Origin of the sequence: Planktothrix pseudagardhii (genome assembly GCF_904830925.1) — a bacterium.
GTDB classification, from domain to species: Bacteria; Cyanobacteriota; Cyanobacteriia; order Cyanobacteriales; family Microcoleaceae; genus Planktothrix; species Planktothrix tepida.
Map to the genome: position 1 here is coordinate 2,088,700 of NZ_LR882967.1, position 22,276 is coordinate 2,110,975.

General features: G+C 38.9%; 10 protein-coding genes. 6 read left to right on the plus strand and 4 right to left on the minus strand.

The window, feature by feature from the left end; all coding sequences use genetic code 11:
• The first annotated feature begins 13 nt into the window (after positions 1–13).
• The 3 genes from cobN to NMK36_RS08885 all read left to right on the plus strand — a co-directional run bounded on the left by cobN (position 14) and on the right by NMK36_RS08885 (position 6,434).
• Entirely contained in the window at positions 14–3,751 is a 3,738-nt protein-coding gene (gene cobN / locus NMK36_RS08875; RefSeq protein ID WP_254173554.1) for a cobaltochelatase subunit CobN, read from the plus strand.
• Between the two features lie 107 nt (positions 3,752–3,858).
• Entirely contained in the window at positions 3,859–5,361 is a 1,503-nt protein-coding gene (locus NMK36_RS08880) for a D-alanyl-lipoteichoic acid biosynthesis protein DltD (protein ID WP_254173555.1), read from the plus strand.
• Between the two features lie 152 nt (positions 5,362–5,513).
• Positions 5,514–6,434, plus strand: a complete 921-nt coding sequence (locus NMK36_RS08885; protein WP_072721061.1) for an NAD(+) kinase — start codon at positions 5,514–5,516, stop codon at positions 6,432–6,434.
• Between the two features lie 157 nt (positions 6,435–6,591).
• Here the strand turns inward: NMK36_RS08885 and NMK36_RS08890 are convergent, their stop codons facing one another.
• Positions 6,592–7,821 (minus strand): DNA methyltransferase, encoded by a 1,230-nt coding sequence (locus tag NMK36_RS08890; protein ID WP_072721063.1) that lies wholly within the window; start codon positions 7,819–7,821, stop codon positions 6,592–6,594.
• Entirely contained in the window at positions 7,821–8,615 is a 795-nt protein-coding gene (locus NMK36_RS08895; protein WP_254173556.1) for a hypothetical protein, read from the minus strand. The genes NMK36_RS08890 and NMK36_RS08895 overlap by 1 nt, the downstream gene beginning before the upstream one ends.
• 148 nt (positions 8,616–8,763) lie before the next feature.
• Here NMK36_RS08895 and NMK36_RS08900 point away from each other — a divergent pair, with 148 nt between their 5' ends.
• Positions 8,764–11,097: a VIT domain-containing protein gene (locus NMK36_RS08900; protein WP_254173557.1), complete on the plus strand. Its 2,334-nt coding sequence runs from the start codon at positions 8,764–8,766 to the stop codon at positions 11,095–11,097.
• 117 nt (positions 11,098–11,214) lie between these two features.
• Here the strand turns inward: NMK36_RS08900 and NMK36_RS08905 are convergent, their stop codons facing one another.
• A complete protein-coding gene (locus tag NMK36_RS08905) occupies positions 11,215–20,088 on the minus strand; it encodes a CHAT domain-containing protein (protein ID WP_254173558.1) in 8,874 nt (2,957 codons plus the stop codon).
• 120 nt (positions 20,089–20,208) lie between these two features.
• Between NMK36_RS08905 and pyrE the strand changes: the two genes are divergently transcribed.
• The gene (gene pyrE, locus NMK36_RS08910) at positions 20,209–20,835 is read left to right on the plus strand and encodes an orotate phosphoribosyltransferase (RefSeq protein ID WP_254173559.1); all 627 of its coding nucleotides are present in this window, start codon (positions 20,209–20,211) and stop codon (positions 20,833–20,835) included.
• A gap of 55 nt (positions 20,836–20,890) precedes the next feature.
• A complete protein-coding gene (locus NMK36_RS08915; protein ID WP_254173560.1) occupies positions 20,891–21,406 on the plus strand; it encodes a hypothetical protein in 516 nt (171 codons plus the stop codon).
• A 414-nt stretch (positions 21,407–21,820) separates the two neighbouring features.
• Here the strand turns inward: NMK36_RS08915 and yidD are convergent, their stop codons facing one another.
• Positions 21,821–22,213 carry a membrane protein insertion efficiency factor YidD gene (gene yidD / locus NMK36_RS08920; protein ID WP_254173561.1) on the minus strand — a complete coding sequence of 131 codons (393 nt, stop codon included), beginning with the start codon at positions 22,211–22,213 and terminating at the stop codon, positions 21,821–21,823.
• Between the last annotated feature and the right edge of the window lie 63 nt (positions 22,214–22,276).

Sequence of the window (22,276 nt, forward strand, 5' to 3'; positions counted from 1 at the left end):
TTTTGGAATTAAAATGCACAGAATTGCAGCGACACCGGGGGGATGGAACCCCGATACTGAAGGGGTAATTTTTATTGAACAAACTCCTGCACCCATTATTTTTTTAACGGCGGCGGATACAGATATTCAAACTTTAGCAACAGTTGGGTCTAAACTTCCGGCTGATTTTCCGGCTTTTCGAGTTACGAATTTATTACAATTACAACAACAATTAACCATTGATACCTATGCAGAAACCATTTTAGAAAAAGCACAAATCATTATTTTAAGATTATTAGGAGGACGTTCCTATTGGTCGTATGGGTTAGAAGTATTACAGGAAATTTTTGCTAAAACAAAAGCTCAATTAATTATTCTCCCTGGTGATGATCGTCCTGACCCGGATTTAATCAGTCATTCAACGGTATCGTTATCTATTGTTAATCAAATTTGGCGATATTTAACCGAAGGAGGTGTTGATAATTTTACTCAAGCATTATTATTAATTGCTAATCATATTTTTAATAAAAATTATTCTGTTATTCCTCCCGTTACTATTCCTAAAGTGGGTTATTATCAATTGAATTATAATATAAAAACTGATAATTATATTGCTGCTGTTGGAATTTTATTTTATCGCGCTCATTACTTATCTGGTAATTTAGATCCGATAGATTCTCTGTGTCAAGCATTAGTTAAATATCAGTTAAAACCTATTCCTATTTTTGTTTCTTCTCTACGAGATCCTGATCTACAAACGGAAGTTTTAACCTATTTTAAGCCTAAAACACCTCAATTATTAATTAATACTACCAGTTTTTCAATTTCTTCGATTTCAGAAGATGACAGCCAACCGCCATTATTTTCTTTAAATATTCCGGTTTTACAAGTCATTTTAAGTGGGGGAACATTAGAACAGTGGGAGAATAATTTTATGGGACTTTCCCCTAGGGATATTGCTATGAATGTAGCTTTACCGGAAGTAGATGGACGGATTATTAGTCGGGTTATTTCTTTTAAGGCTGTTGAAAATTGGAATTCAATCTTAGAAACAAATGTTGTGCGATATGTGGCGGTAGAAAATCGGATTAACTTTGTCGCAGAGTTAGCGAAAAATTGGATTAATTTACAACAAAAACCTCCAGTAAAACGACGCATTGCGATTATTTTAGCGAATTATCCCTGTCGAGATGGACGGTTAGCAAATGGGGTGGGTTTAGATACGCCAGCAAGTTGTATTAAAGTTCTACAAGCGTTAAAAGATGCTGGATATTCTTTAGAAAATTATCCTGAAACCGGAGAACAATTAATTGATCAATTAACTTCTGGTGTGACGAATGATCCTGAAGGGTGGGAATTACGGTCTGTTTATCAACGTTTATCCTTTGAAGACTATCAACAGTATTTTTCAACGCTACCGCTATCTGTTCAAACAGCAATTAATAAGCGATGGAATCATCATTTTCAGGAGAAACAAAAGACCTCTCAAGGTTTTGCAATTTCAGGAATTCAACTGAGTCATATTTTTATTGGTATCCAACCCTCAAGGGGATATGATCTTGATCCGAGTTTAAATTATCATGCACCGGATTTAGAACCCACACCCGATTATTTAGCGTTTTATTATTGGTTACGACATCAATTTCAAGCCGATGCAATTATTCATTTAGGAAAGCATGGAAATTTGGAATGGCTACCCGGAAAAAGTGTGGGATTATCAGAAAACTGTTATCCTGAAATTGCGTTAGGTGCATTACCGAATTTTTACCCCTTTATTGTTAATGATCCAGGGGAAGGAACCCAAGCCAAACGTCGTTCTCAAGCGGTTATTTTAGACCATTTAACACCGCCGTTAACCCGTGCTGAATTATATGGGTCATTACAAAAATTAGAAGGGTTAATGGATGAATATTATGAAGCGCAAAGTTTAGATCCCTCTCGGTTATCGTTAATTTCAGAAAGAATAATTCAATTAATTCAACAGGAAAATTTAGAAGAAGAATTGGGTTTACCGAAATTTAATAAAAAAGCGATTAATCAAGATAAAAATACTATTTTTAGTGAATTAGATCGATATTTATGTGAATTAAAAGAAGCACAAATTCGAGATGGATTACATATTTTTGGGCAATGTCCCCAAGGTGAACAATTAAGGGATTTAATCATAGCGATCGCACGTCATCCTGATTCTAAACGATTAGGATTAACTCGTGCGATCGCCGAAGATTGGCAGTTAGAATTTGATCCATTAACCTCAGATTATGGGGAAATGATTAATCAAACCATTAATGATCAATTCTGTCGAACTGTTGGGGATGGGGTGGCTGTAATTGAAGAATATGCGATTAAATTAATTGAAAAATTACCCAATTTTCATAATCAAGGAAAATTAATTCAACAGGAATTAAACTGGATTTACAACAAATTATTACCCAATTTATTAAAAACTTCTGAAGAAATTACAAATTTATTAAAAGGTTTAGATGGTCAATTTATCCCCAGTGGTGCATCCGGTGCTCCTACTAGGGGAAAACCCGATGTTTTACCCACAGGACGCAATTTTTATTCCGTTGATATTCGAGCAATTCCAACAGAAACCGCTTGGAAAGTTGGGGAGTTAGCCGCCACCGCATTAATTGAACGTTATACTCAAGAAAATGGGGAATATCCTCAAACATTAGGGTTATCGGTTTGGGGAACTTCAACCATGCGAACAGGGGGAGATGATATCGCTGAAGCCTTAGCATTATTAGGCGTAAAACCAGTCTGGGATTATCCTTCACGGCGAGTAATTGATTTTGAAATATTACCGATTTCAATTTTAGGTCGTCCCCGTGTGGATGTTACTTTGAGAATTTCCGGGTTTTTTAGAGATGCTTTTCCTAATTTAATTGATTTATTTGATCAGGCGGTAATTGCTATTTCTAATTTAGATGAAACCGCAGATCAAAACCCTTTAGCTGCACAAGTTCAACAGGAAACGCAATTTTGGATGAAAGAAGGTTTAACAATAGAACAGGCAAATTTGCGATCGCGCTTGAGAATTTTCGGGTCTAAACCCGGTGCTTATGGAGCAGGTTTACAAGGGTTAATTGAGTCGCAAAATTGGCAAGATGATCAAGATTTAGCGACGGCTTATATTAACTGGAGTAGTTACGCTTATACGAGTGCAAATTCTGGGTATCAACAGGGAATTTCTGCGTCTGAAGCGTTTCAAAATCGCCTAGAAAAGATGCAAATTGTTCTTCATAATCAAGATAATCGAGAACATGATTTATTAGATTCAGATGATTATTATCAATTTCAAGGAGGAATGACCGTTGCAGTTAGAACGTTAACGGGGAAAAATCCTCAAACTTATTTTGGGGATAATGCGATTCCTGAAAACCCAAAAGTCAAACTTTTAAAAGAAGAAATTGCTAAAGTTTATCGTTCTCGTGTAATTAATCCAAAATGGATTGCTGGCGTGATGCGACATGGCTATAAAGGGGCGTTTGAACTATCAGCAACCGTTGATTATTTATTCGCTTATGATGTCACCGCCAATTGTGTTGAGGATTTTATGTATGAAGGGGTCGCGAATACTTACATTTTTGATGAGAAAGTACAACAATTTATTCAAGAAAAAAATCCTTGGGCGTTACGGGATATGGCAGAACGATTATTAGAAGCTTATCAACGAAAAATGTGGCAAACAGCAAGTCAAGATAGGATCGAACAGTTAAGAGCAATTGTTCATCAAGCCGAGGGAATGATTGAAGGGAAGGTTTAACCGGAGCTTTTTCATTTATAATGATGTCAGAGACAGCCCGATTAACCTAAATCATTTACGCCTAGCTAACAATTGCTATGAGTCTATTGTCTATATTGAACTTGTTGATGCGATCAAACGGTAAACATAGCTTAATGATCGCTACAGTTCCCTTTATTCTCTTAACGGTTGGGTGTTCATCATTGAAACAATCTTCTCAACCTCCTGCTTCTTCTGAGACTGCGATCGCAGCTTCTATTATTCCCAATTCTCCGAAATTAGATGCCAACAAAATATTAGTGGGACAGGAAAATTTATCGAATCAAACTCTTTCTAAATCTCAAACTTGTATTGAAGAAAATCATTTAGATGAATCGATGAAATTTGCTTTGCAAGCTGCTAATTTAGCCCAAACCGCTAAATCTAAATCAGAATGGGATGAAGTCGCCCGGTTATGGTTACAAGCGGTGGCGTGGATGCAAGCGGTTCCTGCTAATAGTCCTAAACGAGTATTTGCTGAGAAAAAAGTGATTGAATATATGCGAAATTTAGCTTATTCTCAACAGCAAGCCGCACGTTCGGGTTCCGTTGCTCAGTTTCCCAGTTTTGATAGTGAACCGTTAGATCAACAATTACAATTATATTTATCTTATTTGAGTACCGTTGGTAGACCTGATATTTTAATTGTGGGCAGTTCTCGCGCCTTACAAGGGGTTGATCCGGCACAAATGCAGCAAGCGTTAGCTAAAAAAGGATATCAAAATTTAAGGATTTTTAACTTTGGAGTTAATGGTGCAACGGCGCAAGTTGTCGATTATATTTTAAGAGAAGTTTTAACCCCAGAACAACTCCCTAAATTAATTATTTGGGCGGATGGAGTGAGGGCGTTTAATAGTGGTCGAATTGATCGCACCTATGAGGCAATTATGGCTTCACAAGCCCATCAAAAAATAGCGGCTGGAATTCGTCCCCAATTAGCTAAAGCTGAACCAAATTCTAAAACCAAATGTTATCAATTACCAAACTCTTGTAAACTGAAAGACAACCCTAAATTTCAGTTTGAAACTTCTAGTTTTATTCAAGATTATGATTCTAGTTTAGCTGCAATTTCTAATGATAATACTCTATCTAGCTATCAGAATTTATTCTATCGCCCTTCAGAATTTAATGTTTCTGCAACTCTTGTTTCTTTAGATGCCATTGAAGCCAATGGATTTTTACCTTTATCGATTCGGTTTAACCCCAAGACCTATTATCAGCAAAAACCTTATGTTTCTGGAGCTTATGATGGAGATTATCGAGCCTTTAATTTAGGAGGAGAACAAGCGAGAGCGTTTGATTCAGTTGTCGCTTTTGTTCGTTCTAATAATATTCAATTGGTGTTTGTGAATTTACCTCTCACGGATGATTATTTAGATGGCACTCGCTGGTCGGCTGAAGTTGAATTTCAAGAACAAATGCAACAGTTATCTCAAGAGTATGGTTTTATTTTTATTGATTTATCTGAAAAGGCATTAACTCAATATAATTATTTTGCAGATCCCAGTCATTTAAACCGTTATGGAGCTAGTATCGTTGCCCAAACAATTGTTGCTAACCCGTCTATTCCTTGGCCCCGTGCTAGATCTTAGAAACCGGGTTTATTCAATAAAAAACTCGGCAGATTTGAGTTGAACCCTAACTTAATTTTAGCTCTACCAATCTAGTGTAATCAATTTATCCAAATTTGGTAATCGATCAGGGATAATAATAACAAGACTTTGAGCAAAAATGGGATAGCGTCGTGGAAATTAAACAGGTTATTATCGCGCATAAAGCTAGAGATCCGTTAAGCCAACGCTGGGCGGAACAATATGCTAAATATTTAGAAAAGCAGGGATGTCATGTATTAATGGGGCCAAGTGGTGCTAAAGATAACCCCTATCCGGTTTTTCTCGCTTCTAGTAACATTCCCATCGATTTAGCCATTGTATTAGGTGGAGATGGAACAGCCTTAGCCGCCGCTCGACATTTAGCCCCGGAAGGAATTCCAATTTTAGCCGCTAATATAGGGGGACATTTAGGATTTTTAACCGAGTATTTTGAAGATGTTGAAAATACAGAAGCCGTGATTGATAGATTGTTTCAAGATCGTTATGCTGTGCAAAGTCGGGTGATGTTACAAGCGACTGTTTATGAAGGAAATCGCACGAATTTAGAACCCGTTAGTGATCGCTTTTTAGCTTTAAATGAAATGTGTATAAAACCAGCTTCTGCTTATCGAATGCCTACATCATTTTTAGAAATGGAAGTGGATGGAGAAGTTGTTGATCAATATCAAGGGGATGGTTTAATTGTGGGCACACCAAGCGGTTCCACTTGTTATAATACATCCGCCGGAGGGCCGATTTTACACCCTGGAATGGCAGCTATTACGGTTACTCCCATTTGCCCCTTAAGTTTATCCAGCCGTCCCATCGTTTTACCTCCCGGTTCAGTTGTTAGTGTTTGGCCGTTAGCTGACCCGGAACATGATACTAAACTCTGGATGGATGGGGTATTAGCAACGTCGGTTTGGCCCGGTCAACGGGTGGATGTTTCCATGGCAAATTGTGAGGCAAAATTTATTATTCTGCGTGAGAATTATTCGTTTTATCAAACTTTAAGAGAAAAATTACAATGGGCTGGGGCAAGAATTCGCCATATTAATAATCATCGGAATTGAAGCTAGAAAAAACAAATGAGCGCTCGTCAACATTTAGAAGATATAGACGTAACCTTAAAAATTCTTTACCAAAAACTGGGGGAGTTTGAACAGGTGTTAAGCTTTTACCCATTTAAACTCTATAACCTAGTGAGTCAAGGTAGGCGTATTTGTCTGTTTATGTCTTACTTTCGGTTCGACTTGCAGAAACACAATATTCATATAATGCTTTATGACAATTTCGTTTTCTGATAATTTCATAATTGATCTGTTTATAACCTAAAATTTTCAGAGACTCAGATAAAATTAATGCTGTATCAACAGTATTGTTAAAAAAATTTGAATTACCAATAATATAATATAAATTTGCTTGATCTTTAAGAATAGACCTCAGTGAAGATAAATGAAGATGAATATCATGAAAATATTTTAACACATAAATAGCCATTAAATCAGCATTTTTACCCCCAGATTTGTTGATTTTATCTACAGTTATAAATAGTTCTTTAGGTAAATTTTTTTCTTCGATTTGCCAAGAATTTAAACGACTGGTAGCAATTCCCCAAGTTCCCCCAATTGTTAACCAGTCAATTTCACCAGCTTCTTTTGCTTCAGTTATAAACTTAGTCCAATACATATAAGGACGCAGTTCACGAATATAACTCATGCGATTAGGATAAGGTGGTGAAGTAATCACTTGATCAGCTTTAATATGATCTAATCCGATTAGAGTTTTAGAATCTGTCTCAATAATAGTTATCATCCCTGAAATATTGGTTTCTGCTGTTTTTAAAATAAACTCAAGAATAGTCAGAAATAAGTCTTCAGTATATTCTATATCAAACTGGTTAACTGTTTCCTGAAATGACATAGAAACATGGTTAAACGAGGCGGAAGAAGTTTCGATAATCAGACGGCAAAAAGCAATCCACACTAAACTATAATGATTATTTTCGGGTTCACCAAAATAATTGACTAAAGCGGTTCGCAAAGCTGTCAGTAATTTTAGGGTATGCCTAGACCACCATCTTTCAATATTAAATATAGCGGGTATCCAATTGTCTTGATTAATTAAAGCTTTATAATCCTTAAAAGCAAGTTTTATTCTGTTCCTGATATCTGTTATTTCAGCCTTAGAATAGTTTCTACATTTGGCAGTTCCTAACCAAACTAAAAACGGATTAATATCAAATAAAATTGCCTGTTTTCCCTGTTCTGCCGCTACAAGTCCTGTCGTTCCTGTACCGGAAAAGGGATCAAGAATCATTGCGTCTGGTTCAACAGAAGTTAAAAGCTTTTCAACTAATTTAACACCATAGGCAGGAGTCAGACGTAACCATCCGTGTCGTCCTAAATTCTGATTATGTTTAAAGGTATATTCCGGTCTTTGTTTTACAGTTGATAACATTATTCAGCCCTTAATAAAGCTTCTAGCGTTGTATATATTTCATCTCGAATTAATGAAGAATTTCGGTGCAAGAAATCGGCTAAATCATAGCCTAACACATTCTTGGAAAAAACAAACAGAGAATTTTGGCTAGTTCCTAATAAAGTTCCGGTGATAATTCCTCCTCGGCTATTCCGATATCTTAAGACTAAATCGGAATCAATTTGTGAGGAAAAAATAGCAAATACAGGTAAGTATCCATTAGCCCAAGCAGCGGCAATATTATCAATATCAGCATTTTGTCTTTTACTATCTTTACTTTTATAACCTTGTCGAACTTCAAATACGGCTCCATTTGCAGGTGCAGGAACATCCAGAGATTGACTATAATTTGCTATCCATTGCGTGACTCTTTCTCTAACATCATAATTTTGAATTGCCGTTAATTCTAATCGAGCATCTAAGGATAACGTTCTTTCCTTATTGTTTCTTGTCTGCACTGTGTAAGACCATAGAACATCTTTTGGATCATCATAATTGGCTTGATCAATAATAATCTGTCGAAATAAACTTTCACAACCTCTCCCAATTTGTCGATAAATAGAAGTCATTCCTCCCGCAGCTTTATGAGCAGCATACATTAAATCTGAATTCAGACCAATCCAAGAATAAAACGGATCTGAACCATATAATGATAGAAATCCCGCTAAATCTAATCCTTCTTCTCGATTTCCTAATCCAAATTTAGGTTTATACCGCCTACAAACTTTAATGGGATCTAAAAACCGCTTCAGATAAAGGTTTTCGTCAGTCACAGTAAATTTTATAAATTTAGTTTGCCTCAATTGAGTATACAATAAGGTGTAAATTAAGAATAATGTCGCAAAGATCTCAACAGAGAGGCATTTCCCAAAAAACAAAGCTACACTAGAAACAGTTAACAAGCCGAGAGGTTATCTCCCTATGCCTCAAATTATTAAAAATCAACCGAGTGGGTTATATATTCAAACCCCTAACGAAGAACCGATCGCCTTTCCCCTTAAACATACGAATGTTAGTGCTAAAATTGCGGGGAATCTGTCACGGGTGGAAGTCACCCAGAGTTTTGAAAATACTTTTACCACAACCTTAGAAGCAGTTTATATTTTTCCGTTACCCGATGAAGCCGCTGTCGATGAAATGTTGATTCAAATTGGCGATCACACCATTAAAGGTAACATTAAAAAACGGGAAGAAGCCCAACAAATTTATGAACTGGCGAAACAACAAGGACGCACCGCCGGACTGTTAGAACAAGAACGGGATAATATTTTTACTCAATCTTTGGCTAATATTAAACCCGGTGAACAAATTGATGTCATTATTTGCTATTCCGATAGCTTGAAATTTACCGGAGGAAATTATGAATTTGTGTTTCCAATGGTGGTTGGCCCCCGTTATATTCCGGGGGTAGCCATTGAAGATCCCAGCGCACCCCTAACCCAAAATCAAGATACGGATTTAGTTCCCAATGCGTCTCGTTTAAATGCGCCGATTTTGCCGGAGGGGATGCGATCGCGCCATGATATTAATGTAACGGTTGAAATTGATGCAGGAGTGCCGATTCTGGGGATTAATTCTCCCTCCCACCAACTGGAGATTGACCATAGTGGACAAAATGCCCGAATTACCTTAGCTCAGGGAGATACCATCCCCAATAAAGACTTGATGTTGCGGTATCAGGTGGCTGGAGAACACACCCAAACAACGGTTTTGACCCAAAGCGATGAACGGGGAGGACATTTCGCAGTTTATTTGATTCCTGCTATTGAGTATGCTGCGGATCAGATTGTTCCGAAAGATGTGGTTTTTCTCATCGATACTTCGGGTTCTCAACAGGGTATGCCACTGATGCAATGTCAGGAATTGATGCGACAGTTTATTAATCACTTGAATCCAGACGACACCTTTAGTATTATTGATTTTGCCAATACCACGCAACAGTTGTCTGCGGTTCCCTTGGCGAACACCCCCCAAAATCGCGCCCAAGCGTTGCAGTATATTAATCAATTACAGGCGGATGGAGGCACGGAACTATTACGGGGAATTCAGGCGGTTTTAAATTTCCCGGTTGCGGATGTGGGACGGTTGCGGACGGTGGTGTTGTTGACTGATGGATATATTGGTAATGAAAATCAAGTGCTGGCGGAGGTACAACAACATCTCAAACCCGGAAACCGCCTGCATAGTTTTGGGGCGGGAAGTTCCGTTAATCGCTTTTTGATTAACCGCATTGCTGAGTTGGGGCGAGGGATTTCTCGGATTATTCGCCATGATGAACCTGTAGAACCCGTTGTGCAAGAGTTTTTTTCTCAGATTAATAACCCGGTTTTAACCAATATTCAGGTTTCTTGGCAAGGAGAGGGAGAACAACCTGTTATTTATCCCACCCTAGTATCGGATTTGTTTGCAGAACAACCCTTAGTCTTATTTGGCAAGAAACCGGATAGCAATTCTGGCATTTTGCAGATTCAGGGGTCTGCTGCGGGTGGCACTGCTTATCAACAGCAGTTGAACTTGAATTTTGAATCTGGGGGGAATCCAGCTGTTGCTCAATTGTGGGGACGCTCACGAATTAAGGCATTGATGAATCAGATGGTACAAGGGGAAACCAAGGCGCGAGTAGAGGCGGTAACGGAAACGGCTCTCACTTATCAGCTATTATCTCAGTATACCGCGTTTGTGGCAGTGAGTGATGACGTGCGGGTGAATCCAAGTGAAGCGTTGGTGTCGGTGCAAGTCCCTGTGGAAATGCCGGAAGCAGTCAATTATGAGGCGATTTATGGCTATGGTTCTGCGTTACAGGCTCCCTCTGCTCCAGCGAGAGCGAGCCGTTCTATGATGCCTCGAATGATGAAAGCGCAAAGCCCCAAGATGAATAATAGTTTGGCGTTTTCAGAGCCAACAGAGATGAATGCTTTTTTCGCGGAAGCGGAAGGCGTATTTTCAGAATTTGAACCTCCATCTCCTATTTTAACGGCTTTAGAGATAGTGAGCGCGACGGGATTAGATGAAGAAGCGATCGCTTTTTTAACTCAACATTTACAATCAATTAAAATTCCAACGGGAATTAAGGGTGATTTAGTGTTTGAGTTAAAGATTCATAAAGGACGAGTTAAACAGGTGATTTTAGATGAAGAAGCTTCTACCATTCAAGATGCTAAAATCATTGAATTAATTCGGCGATCGCTCTTAACTTGGAAACCCGCTCAACCTAACCCCATAACTGTTATTTTAACGTTGAGAATTGATGGTTAATAATTGACTACTGTTACTTGTTAGTTATTGGTTGTTAGTTGTTAGTTATTGGCTGTTAGCGAGCGAGGACGCTCACACTACCCAACTAAAAACTGATAACTGATAACTGATAACTGATTACCAAGGACTTCCAATCATTGTAAATCCTGACCAATAATAGGGATGGGATAGGCTGGTAATATTTGTTCCTGCGAGATCAGGAGGGAGAGGAATTGTGCGAAAGGTGGTAATTAATTGATCATTTTCGAGGCGAGTTTTTTCTTGAATCATATCAATTTGTGCTTTTTGTAATGCGATCGCTTTAATTGGAGCTTGTCTTAAATCTTGATAAAATTCACTCATTAAGGCTAAGGTTCCTTGGTCGCTCACATACCATAAACTCGCTAAGGCAGATTTAACTCCCGCTTGCACTGCTAACCCGGCAAATCCTAATTCTGAACGCCGATCTCCTAATGCTGTTCGACAGGCACTTAAGGTTAATAATTCTACTGTTGGATTATCGAAATTTAAACTGGGTAATTCTGTCAGGGGTAATTTTTCATTCCATAATTGGATATAAGAATTACTGGGAACTCCAGCTTTAAAATCAGCATGGGTGGCTAAATGAATCACTTTAAAATCGGATAGACGACGTTGAGCTTTCAAATTTTCCAGAGTAAATCCTTCGTTTAAAAATTCTTCACCCGGCCAAAGTTCAATAATATTTTGTAATTCGACGGGAACCGCAGGTAAAGGGTTTTGTTGTTGAAATTGGCTGGCTCCCATTGCTAAGACTTCGGCTTGACCAATGGGTTGATACCGAAAGTCAACTAAGCTGGTACTGGGAATTAAACTAATCGCATATTTTTCGATTAAAAATTGTTGACCATCCCATAATGCTGCGATGGGTAAACTGCGTAAACCGGGGTCGAGGGAGAAAAGAATCGTAGAAACCCCTAATTTTTTTAAATCCTCTGCTATGGGTTGAATCATCCATTCATAGAGTTGTTGAGCCGGAGCTTGATAACTCACTGTATTGCGTTTTCGGGGATTTGTAATTTCGCTTTGCAAGTCTCGAACAACGGAGAATAATTTTTCTCGTGTCGCTTCAGGAACACTATGGCGCAAAGGTTCACCGGAGGAAGGAACGACAATTATTTCTAATTGATCCTCACGGGAAACCATATACACAATCGCATAAATTTGTTTCGTTTTTAATTCAATTTGTTTTAAAATTTGTTGAACTTCTAAACGGTTTAATAAATTAGGTTGAACTCCTAAATATTGTTTAAATTCTTGATTTCTTAACTGTTCTAAAAGTAAAATACTAGAATCTAAGTTATTCGATTGAAAAGCAATATCTGTAGTTGATAACAGTTCTTGAGGTAAGGAAGAGTTAGTTGGATTATTGATCAATTCAGAAGGAATTAAATTGTTTTTTTCCTCGGAGTTGGGAGGAATTAATATATTTTGTTGAATAATAACTCCGGTATTCCCTTGGGTAGGATTTTCATTGAAAGGAATATTTGGCGCGTCATCAGTTTGAATGGCAATATTTCCTAATGTAAATGAACCCTCAAAGGTTTGCGGTGGAAGAATGCTAAAATCACCGGTTGTAATAGCGGCGGCGGTTCCATTGCGGGTTAAGTTTTCTCCGATTTCAAAGGGAGCAACGGGGAGATTGAGTGGCCCTCCGGCGTGACGAATGGTAATCGAACCGCTACCCAGGCGACCCGCCGTGGAGATACTGGCGGTTCCCGTTGGGGAAAATAAGGTGGGGAAGGAATTAGTAGCACGGAAGTAGCCTTGAGTTGATTCTACGAAAACGTTACCACCACGACCATTAGGAGATTCAGCATTAATAGATTCGACTTGCACATCGTTGGTGGGGTCGAGGAATACGTTACCAGCTTGGGTTTGGCCTTGGGTGTTTATTTGTCCGGTCGTAATACTGGTTTGTGCATTGATACTAATATTACCGCCAGTTAAGCCTGATGTCAGTATATTCCCGGTTGTAACAGTTCCGGTGGGGCTACTTAGGGAGATCTCCCCACCCTGACCATTGGGGGATGAACTATTCAGACTATTGGTGGTGATATTCCCTTGGGGGGTATTTAATGTGATATCCCCAGCGTTAGAATTAGGGGCTGAAGTGTTGAGAAAATTAACCGTAATATTCCCGTTGCGACTGTTGAATTTAATACCCTCAGAAGCCGTAATGTCACGGGTGTTAATGTCGTTAATGGCTGTAATTGTAACCGTACTATTACTGAGGGTATTGGCATTGAGGTTGACAATATTACTCGCATTAATATTCAGTCCCCCTGACCCTACCGTAATGGGAGCGCTTGCTTGGACGGTTCTGGCGGTAATGCCTAAACCGTTGAGGGGAGTTTCGGAATTAAAGGTATCTAAATTTACATCATTGTTTCCGGCATTGAGGGTTAATTGTCCTTGTCCAGTAAGGGTTGAGCCGAGAAAGTTAATGGCTCCATTTCCAATGCTAGTGTTTAATGTAACTTGATTTCCAGCAATATTTGCGGTATTTACGGAAGAGAAATCGAGTCCGGTGGCGGTGTAGATATCGCCAAACAGGTTAACGGCGTTTGCTTGTTGGAAAATTAATCCGTTTACGGGGTTATTATTATTACCAACGCTATTCAGAGAAATGGTTCCACTTCCTGCATTAAGAGTTAGGGTTTGGGAACCTGTTATCGGACTATTATTAAATAGAATATTGCCATTATTGGCGGCGGTATTAATACTGATATTATTGGCGAGTTGGGTTCCTCCTAAAGCATTACTAAAATCAACAATATTATTAACGTTTAAATTGCCTTGTAGGGTTGTTACTCCAGTGGTATTGACTTGTAAATTAGAGAGGGGGTTACTATCACCAACGGTTGAGAACGTAATATTACCACTTCCGGCGTTAACGGTTAAATTGCTATTCCCATTTACCGGGAAATTAAAACTAATATTTCCACTGCTATTACTCCCGGATGAAGTTAGGGTAATATTAGGGGATGCGAGTTGAACGGGACTATTATATTGTTGTTGACTTCCATCACCATTATTTGCAGAGGTATTGATATCGCTATTTAAAATAATCGGATTATTTTGAGTATTGATATTGAGGGTTCCAGCTTGACCGTTATTGGTACTGGTATTAACGCCGCCTAAGTTGAGAGTTCCTGGGGTATTAATGGTAATAGCACCGCCATTATTTTCGGAACTGGTATTGAGAGTTCCGGGGTTTGTTGTAATATTTCCATTAGAACTATTGAGGGTAATAGGTTGACCGTTGGTGGTGATATTTTCGGTGACAATATTATTAGTCGCGGTAATTTCAACTTGACTGCCATTTGTGGTGGTAATATCTTGGGGAAGGGTGACAGTATCACTGGAATTAATTCTGACGTTTCCAGTATCAACAGTAACAGGAGAGGTGCTATTAACGGTTCCGGCCGTAATATCTAATCCACCAACAGTTACGCTATTATTAAATTGGATATCTCCGGTTCCCGCTTGCAGGGTTAAACCGTTATTATTAGCAGGAATGCTGTTAACTTTATTGTTAAAGGTAATAGTTCCACTTCCCGATGTTCCAGAGGTATTGATATTAACAGGTTGAGTTAGTTCAACGGGGTTATTGAAGGTTAAATTACTTCCTGTACCGCTATTTCCAGAGGTATTAATATTTCCGGTTAACGCAATAGTTTCACCACTAACGCTTAGGGTTCCCGCTTGGTTGGTTTGGGTACTGGTATTAATTCCACCGAGGGTAACGGTTGCGGTTGTTGTCAGATTAATATCACCGCCATTGCTATTGGTTGAACTGGTATTAATAGTTCCTGAACTGGTATTAATAGTTCCGGTATTACTATTGAGGTTAATATCTTGACCTTGGGTTTTTAGGTCAACCGTAGTGATATTATTTTCTGCATTAATATTAATCGTTCCGGTATTGGTGGTGGTGATAGGTTCAGTTAAATTAACCGTTCCACTACTATTAAGATTAACGCCTCCTGCGTCAACAGTAATAGCAGCGTTACTATTCATATCTCCACTATTAACCTCTAAGCCATTTAGTGTATTCGTTCCTCCGATAGTTTCATTAACGCTAACAGTTCCTGTCCCAGCTTGAATGTTTAAATTAGAATTTCCGGGTGTATTACTATCAACGGTATTATTAAAGGTAACATTTCCACTTCCTGCGGTTCCTGATGTCGTTAAAGTTACAGTATCCGCATCTAAAATAACGGGAGAATTAAACGTAATATTATTACCCGAACCGATAGTCGCAGATGTATCAATATTATTGGTTAACGTGATACTATTTCCAGCCAGAGTTAGGGTTCCAGCTTGAGAGGTTTCTAAATTAGATTCAGTCCGGGTATTAATTTCACCGACGGTTAAATTTTGAGCCGCATTCAGGTTAATTTTTCCTCCATCTTCGGTGGTAGAACTACTATTAAGAATACCCGCCGTTGTATTAATATTTCCCGTATTACTGGTGAGCACAATTCGTTCTCCATTACTAATAATATCCCTTGTGGTAATGTCTCCCTCAGCGACAACATCAACGGGACTATTATTATTCGTTGTCACGGTATCGCCAAAGGTAACATCTTCCGTTGCGGTAATATTAATTCCGCCATTATCAACAGTAACCGGAGACTGAGTAACAATATTTCTGCTATTTATCGTTAAAGTTTGTAGAGGAATGTTATCTCCGACCGCTTGATTAAAATTAACATTCCCCTCTCCCGTTTGTAGGGTTAAACTATTAGTCCCAGAATTATTATCACGACCTCCATTTACAGTTCCATTAAAGGTAACATTACCACTCCTATTATTTCCCGTTGTTGTTATCGTTACGTTATCTTTAGGAAGGATAACATTAGCGTTAAAATTAACGTTACTCCCCTGACCTTGAGCCGCAGAGGTATTAATATCTCCGGTTAAACTAATGGTATTATTTCCCGATGTAATATCTAGGGTTCCGGCTTGACTATTACTTGAACTAGAGGTGGTACTGGTATTGATTTCTCCTAACGTAACCGTTCCCGATGCGTTGATAATTTGGTTTCCGCCATTATTATTTGCAGACTGACTTTCTAAAATTCCGTTTTGGGTATTAATGTCACCGTTACTACTGGTTAAGGTTATAGTTTGACCCTCAGTAATAATATCCTGAGTTGTAATATTTCCCGTTGCTAAAATATTGACAATTCCGCCCTTATTAGCTAAAACATCGGCTAAATTAACTGCTCCACTAGCATTAATAGTTAATCCAGAAGTAGCAATATTAATCGGTGCTATACTATTAATATTACCCCCCGTTATTGTTAACCCATTGAGGAGGTTAATATTCCCCACACTATCATTAAAACTGACCGTTCCCGTTCCCGCTTGCAGAATTAAACTATTGCTTCCCGGTGTGGTTCCATCAACCGTATTATTAAAAATAATATTCCCACTACTGGTACTCCCTACGGTATTAAAAGTAGTGGTGGGTTGGGTCAGTTGAACAGGTGCAGAAATCGTAATATTATTTCCCTGACCTGTGGTTGCTGAAGCATTAATATTATTAGTAATTGTTACCGTATCATTGGCAGAAGTCAGGATGATGCTTCCCGCTTGAGTATTACTGGAATTAGCAGTTGTGCTGGAATTAATACTCGCAATAGTAATATTACCCGCCGCATCAACCGTAACAGTTCCCCCATTTCCAACAGCCGAACTACTATCCAGAGTTCCAAAACTACTATTAATACTTCCTTCGCTACTTTTGAGATTAATTGCACCACCAGAATTTGTCAAAGAACTAATCAATAAATTCTGATTTCCCGATATGGTAATACTTCCTGAACCTGTTGTTGTAACTGGGCTATTTTCTCCAATAATAACACTGGTTGTATTCTCACCATTATTCACGCCATCGATTAAAATTGACCCCGTATTAGTTTGAATTTGACTTCCTTGAAAAATTCCTATCCCTTCACTCTCAGGAACCGCAGCACCACGACCTTGTACATTAATATCCCCAGAACCTAAACTATTAATTTGTGTACCATTAATTAAAAGAATACCATTACTATCTCCCCCAGTGCCATTCCCCGTTCCACTTAAATTAATGGTTCCTGTTCCTGATGAGGTTAGCAGACTATTTCCTAATAAAATACCCTGTCCGTTAAACGGTGCTGTACTCACTCCTGTTAAATTGAGATTTCCATTACTAACTTGAAGAATAGGGTTATCGAGAATAAAAATACCTTGACTATTTGTAGCCTGACTACTACTTCCAACCAGGGTAATATTTCCTGTTGTTTTTGCGGTAAGGTTTGCATCTCCAAATAAGGAAATACCATGACTCCCACTTCCTGTGGCATTACTTAATCCATCTAAACTAATATTACCAATTCCACTAGAAACAATTTCGCCTCTATCCCCAATGAAAATCCCCGGACTTGTATTTGAACCCCGTCCTAAACCCTGAATTGAAACATCTCCATCGAGAGTTTGTATTTGTCCATCAGCAATAAATATTCCCTCGCTATTATTCCCCTCACCACTCACCCCGGATAGATTAATTCTTCCAGTTCCAGCCGAAAAAATAAGTCCGTTATTTAATATAGAAATTCCATCATTATTATCCCCAGTGGCGTTATTATTGCCGCGCAAATCAATAATTCCGGTTCCCGTTGAAGCAATATTACTCTCACTGACATAAATTCCCACACTCCCATCACTTCCGGCGGGAGTTCCTGTCAGTTGAATAGTGCCATCAACGGTTAAAATCCGGCTTTGGTTTAAATTGATTCCAAAACTATTTAAGCCATTGTCACTACTTCCGATTAAGCTAATATTTCCCGTTGTACTTTGTAAGGTAGAATTATTATTGAGTAAAATTCCAATATTATTAGTTTGGCTGCCTTGACTATTTCCTAAAATATTAATACTACCTGCGTCTGAATTAATGGTAGATTGTTGTAACCATACCCCCATATTGGTATCAGTTTGTGCGCCACTGGTTCCCGTTAAGGTAACATTCCCATTGGTAGAATTTAAGCTACTATTGGTTAATAAAATCCCATGATTAAAGGGTAAGTTATCAACGGCAATTCCCTCAAGGTTAATATTCCCTCCCAGGGTATTCAGTTGGCTATTATCTATCCAAACCCCAGAAAGAAACGTAGGATTTCCTTGACCTGATGCGGTGAAATCTCCTCCGTTTGTATCAATTATAGCGTTACGAATAAAAATAGAACCATTATTATTATTTTCAAAATCGGCATTAAAATTAATGTTTAATTGATCACTATCACCAGGATTACTATCACTAATTGTTTGTCCGTCTAAAATAATATTTCCGGCTGCATTTAACGTTAAACTTCGTTCTCCCCCTATCCCATTAAAGTTTAAGGAAGTTTGAAAGGTAATATTTCCCTCTTGGGAATTGTTTCCCGCATCTCCCGTTTCTACAACAACATTTCCTTCGGTTAAGGCATTTCGTAAGAGAAATACACTTAACCGAGCATTATCATCAGTGGTATTAAATAATAATTCACCTGTTGATAAAAAATTTTCATTCAGGTTTGTATTTCCCTGAGTATCATCGACAATATCAATATTATTCGGGTCAAGTAACCACGTTCCCCCTAACCCGGAGGGTGCTGCAATATCGGGTGCTATGTTAATGTCTAAAATACCGCGACTACTGGTTTCAACAAATCCGCCATTGCCATTTTGTGTTCCTCCTCGAACTTGAATCGCACCATAAACTTGAGTTAAGTCCCCAGACCAAACAATAACTCGACCGCCATTTCCGGTTGCTAAAGCATTCGCATTGACAAAAGAATCGGAACTAATAAAGGTTTTTTCAGCCGTCGGAAAATCCCCTAATCCTTTATAGTCTCCCCCAATTAAAATTGTTCCTCCCCCAGTTAACCCCGATGCGTCTAAGGTACTATTAATTAGTCCAATTTTTTCTCCCGCTAATTGAATATTTCCCCCGGTTTGGAGGGGAGAACTCGCATTAATTGTTCCTGATACAATCGTAGTTCCAGGTTCTGTCGGAATGCCAACCCCCGATGCGGTTAAAATCACCTGTCCTTGTTCATTGACTTGAACTTGATTCGCCGTCGATAAGTTCCCGCCTGTTAATAATTCAGGTAAGGATAGGGGAGTAAAAGGGGAGTAAGTTTGGGGAATATCTGAGGTTAATTCTAAATTTAATAAATGTCCGTCTTGGGAAATTCTGACTAAGTTTTCCCCCGTTACCGCCGCAATGGTAATTTGTCCCCCTGGTGCGGATACTGTTCCTGTATTTAAAACCGTACCTGCTAATAAGGTAATATTTTCTCCGGGGGAAACGGTGAGATTTCCTAAATTAACTAAACTCCCTGGATTTTCAGAATTAAAGACAAAATTCCTAGGAGTTCCAACTAAGGTTTGCCATTGATTTTCACCGATAGATTGAAACCAATTCTGATTCCCAAATCCAATAGAGCTTGCTGTTGTTGCGGTAAAAGCAGCAGGAATATTTAAACTGGCGTTTTCCCCAAAGACAATTCCGGCAGGATTGATTAAAAATAAATTAGAATGACCCCCCGTAACTTGAATTAATCCATTAATAAAAGAAGCGTCTCCCCCGGTGACTCGTCCTAAGATATTTTGAATCGTGGGATTAGAAATAAAATTGAGAATTTCTCCTTGAGACAGTCCTAATTTTTCAAAACTATGAAATAAATTCGCCCCATCTCCCGATAAACGACCCCCATTAATATTAAACTGATTTCCTTGGGGTGTAACTTGGGTTCCGGTTCCATCCTGCGCCGGAATAATTTGGGCTGTTATCGCAGCAGGAAATAAGCAAATGAAGAGGGTTGTAGGAAAAATAATCCGGGTTATGAACAAAACCGGAATTCGCTGGAATAGTTGCAAGTTGAGGAGACTTGTTTGTTTGCGATTCATATCTTCCGTTAATCCAGAGAAACCTGGATACATCCTATTATAATTCTCAGCAAGTGGCAACTATTAATCTTTATCAAAAATCATAAATTTTTATAAAAGCAGGCAATCTTTCCTGTAGAATAAAATAATGAACTAAATCCCTTCTCATTATCAATGAATCAACAACAACAGCAAGTCACTTTAAACGAGTCTGTCGCCACAACAGACTTAGCCACTTTGCGACAATGGCTACTAGATTTATTGTGTCAGTTAGCCTACAAAGAAGGAGATTTTGTCCTCTCTTCAGGTCAACAGAGTTCCTATTATATTAATTGTAAACAAGTTACTCTCCACCCTCAAGGGGCTTTAGCCATCGGCCGTTTATTATTAGCAATGTTACCCGAAAATACCCAAGCCGTCGCCGGATTAACCCTGGGTGCTGACCCGATTGTTTCGGCGGTGAGTGTGGTTTCAGCCTATGAAAACCAACCCGTTTTTGCTTTAATTATTCGTAAGGAAGCCAAAGGACACGGAACCCAAGCTTATATTGAGGGGCCAACCTTACCCCCCGGAACTCCAGTGGTGGTTTTAGAAGATGTGGTGACAACGGGACAGTCGGCGATGAAAGCCGTTAAACGCCTCCAAGATGCGGGTTATGCGGTAAATCATATTATTGCCTTAGTAGACCGACAACAGGGAGGCGGGGAACTCTACGCGGCGGAAGGCTTAGAATTTCATCGCTTATTTACAATTGATGACTTAAAAGCCCATAATGCTATCAACAACGAAGCAAAAATATGATATCCTCCTGATATTTCTAATTTTGCGACATACCATCCCTTCCCAAAAATTATCGATGAATAGCAAACATTTAATCGGGCCTGGATTTGCGCTGCTGTTAGGTACAGTGTTCCTGGGGGCTGCGGTTGCTAAGGAACTCACCGCAGACGAGAAAACAGTGGTTTGTAAACTCAAAGAAGTCGTTAAGGAGGCGGGAAGAGACGGTTATGAATTGGCATTTTGGCCCGTTGTCCGTAAAGGCCCACCGAAAGCCAACGCCCCTTTAACCATGCGGCTTGACCCTTCTATAGAATATTTATTTGTCGGCTATTGTGACGAAAATTGTAGCGATGTGAATTTGAGTATTAAAACCCTCGGCGGAGAAGTTTTACAGTCGGAGAAAGATACCTTATCGGTCATGACTTTTAAACCCCCCGAATTCAAAGATTATGAACTTAATCTCAATATGGCCACCTGTAGTGTTAAAGATGGCTGTGTTTATGGAATTGGAATTTTAGCCCCCAAAGGAGTTAAAGTTCCCCATGCTCCAGCTTTACCCAAAGAAATTGCTCAATTTGAGTTTTGTAAATAAGCCCAGGGCTGTTTCCTTGTTTCTCTTCAAGAAAATTGAACTTAAAATCCAATTCATCGTAGGGGCGAGGCGCGCCCATTGGTGTTAACTTAGCCCTGAACTAAAGTTCGGGCTGAAAGCTCAAACCCGTTTTACGGGTTAAGAAAGGCAACTCTTGAGTCATCTTTAGATAACGTAGAGACCTTGCATGCAAGGTCTCTACAGCCCGAACTTGAGTTCATGGCTAACGTGGGTTAAGTTGACGGACTTTTGGTTACGCTGACCCCTGATTTGAACCTCTTAGGTTTGAGGAGTTGATGGGTGCGATCGCAACTACAAAAAAAATCAACAAGGCTATAGTAGAAGGGTTGCTATCTAATATCATCAAGATGATGCCAAAAATCTAACACATCAAGTTGGATGTGATTTTGAATTTTAACCACAATCACCTACATCACAATCAGGCCCATCACACCCTGTACAGCAATCTTCTAGATCAGGTTTGCAATCACAACCGGGCTGACAACTGGTTCGACTTTGACGTCGCTGTCGTTCTTCTTCTGTTTCACTTTTGAGAATTATATAAGCGTTTTTACAAGCTTTTAATCGTTTACGAGCTAAAGGAATTGCATCAATTATACCATATTTTGCAATCAATTTTTTGATATGTTGCGAACAAGAATCGCTATCATGTAAGACTCGATAAGCACAAGAAAAACCTTTACGGGGAGAGATATATTTTTGATATCCTGTAATAGCTGCGATCGCAGTTTGATTGACGGCAATTGTTAAAGTATTTCCTAATAAATCTGTAACTGAGCTTTTCATAAAACTATCGCCTCACTTTTTCATTAACAATAAGTCAAGGACGGGATAGACCCGCCCTGAAGA

What these genes read in the sequence shown, in the direction of transcription:
- cobN (WP_254173554.1), top strand. Translation starts at nt 14, where the DNA reads ATGCACAGAATTGCAGCGACACCGGGGGGATGGAACCCCGATACTGAA.
- NMK36_RS08880 (WP_254173555.1), top strand. Translation starts at nt 3,859, where the DNA reads ATGCGATCAAACGGTAAACATAGCTTAATGATCGCTACAGTTCCCTTT.
- NMK36_RS08890 (WP_072721063.1), bottom strand. Translation starts at nt 7,821, where the DNA reads ATGTTATCAACTGTAAAACAAAGACCGGAATATACCTTTAAACATAAT.
- NMK36_RS08900 (WP_254173557.1), top strand. Translation starts at nt 8,764, where the DNA reads ATGCCTCAAATTATTAAAAATCAACCGAGTGGGTTATATATTCAAACC.
- NMK36_RS08905 (WP_254173558.1), bottom strand. Translation starts at nt 20,088, where the DNA reads ATGTATCCAGGTTTCTCTGGATTAACGGAAGATATGAATCGCAAACAA.
- pyrE (WP_254173559.1), top strand. Translation starts at nt 20,209, where the DNA reads ATGAATCAACAACAACAGCAAGTCACTTTAAACGAGTCTGTCGCCACA.
- NMK36_RS08915 (WP_254173560.1), top strand. Translation starts at nt 20,891, where the DNA reads ATGAATAGCAAACATTTAATCGGGCCTGGATTTGCGCTGCTGTTAGGT.
- yidD (WP_254173561.1), bottom strand. Translation starts at nt 22,213, where the DNA reads ATGAAAAGCTCAGTTACAGATTTATTAGGAAATACTTTAACAATTGCC.